2 protein-coding genes are annotated in these 1,168 nt (G+C 42.0%); both read left to right on the forward strand.

Annotated features, from left to right (window positions below; genetic code table 11):
- Positions 1-145 precede the first annotated feature (145 nt).
- A complete protein-coding gene (locus WMO25_RS18955; protein ID WP_015515396.1) occupies positions 146-523 on the forward strand; it encodes a DUF134 domain-containing protein in 378 nt (125 codons plus the stop codon).
- A 1-nt stretch (position 524) separates the two neighbouring features.
- The gene (locus WMO25_RS18960) at positions 525-926 is read left to right on the forward strand and encodes a NifB/NifX family molybdenum-iron cluster-binding protein (protein ID WP_256167674.1); all 402 of its coding nucleotides are present in this window, start codon (positions 525-527) and stop codon (positions 924-926) included.
- The last annotated feature ends 242 nt before the right edge of the window (positions 927-1,168 follow it).

Raw genomic sequence — 1,168 nt, forward strand, 5'->3', positions numbered from 1 at the left:
GATAAAAAGATGAGTTATTGACATATGCCGATAACTGTGATATAAATGACATATGCCATTTATATCGAACAGTTGATGAACATGAAATGGCAATAGGGATTGCACGCATCCGTATTGCCGTTGATTTAAGAAAGAGGATGAAGAGATGCCGAGACCAAGAAAGTGCAGAAAAGTATGCTGCCTTCCGAAGGTATCCGAATTTATGCCTTCCGGAGGAGCGTCAGATGAGGCATGCGTTGTGATGACGGTGGATGAATATGAGACGATCCGTCTCATAGATAAAGAGAATTTTTCACAGGAAGAGTGCGGAAAATATATGCATATTGCCAGAACAACGGTGCAGCAGATTTATGACAGTGCCAGAAAGAAGCTGGCGGAAGTTGTCGTAGACGGCAAGATGCTCAGGATTGAAGGCGGAGACTATCGATTATGTGATGGCGCAGAAACAACTTGCGGGTGCGGCGGATGTCCGAAACATCGATGCCGAGCTCAGGTATTGAATAAGGATAAGGGGGATCATTAAAATGAAGATTGCAGTAACATACGATAATGGAGAGATTTTTCAGCATTTTGGTCATACAGAACAGTTTAAGCTGTATGATATAGAGAATGGAAAGGTTGTTGCTTCAGAAGTTGTAGGAACAAACGGCAGCGGCCATGGTGCTTTGGCAGGATTCCTGGCAGAACATCAGGTACAGGTACTGATCTGCGGCGGTATCGGAGGCGGAGCTCAGAATGCCCTGGCTCAGGCAGGTATCAAGTTGTTTGGCGGATGCAGCGGTAATGCAGATCAGGCCGTTGAAGCACTTCTGGAAGGTCAGTTGAATTATGATGCAGATGTGAAATGCAGCCATCATGATCATGAACATGGTGAGAGTGGTCACCAGTGCGGCAATCACGGATGCGGCAGTCATTCATGCCATTAATTGTATTCAGCCATTATCGAGCCATTATTCAGTGGTTAGAAGTAAGATAACAATTACAGAATAAAACATGTCTAAAAAGCGTACACATCAATAAATGTGTACGCTTTTTAGACGTATAGGTTAAAAACGCATAAATACAGGAAACAAATTCTGTTTAAATTGGATAGTTTAACAATAAATGTACAAAAAATAGACATAATCGGCAAAAAAACGTTATTTTACAGTTATAGATGTATTTTGGT

This window comes from Coprococcus intestinihominis (assembly GCF_040096555.1).
In the GTDB taxonomy this organism is placed as follows: Bacteria; Bacillota; Clostridia; order Lachnospirales; family Lachnospiraceae; genus Coprococcus_A; species Coprococcus_A intestinihominis.

Bases quoted from the DNA above. Each gene is read 5' to 3' on its own strand.
- WMO25_RS18955 (WP_015515396.1), top strand. From the start codon at position 146: ATGCCGAGACCAAGAAAGTGCAGAAAAGTATGCTGCCTTCCGAAGGTA.
- WMO25_RS18960 (WP_256167674.1), top strand. From the start codon at position 525: ATGAAGATTGCAGTAACATACGATAATGGAGAGATTTTTCAGCATTTT.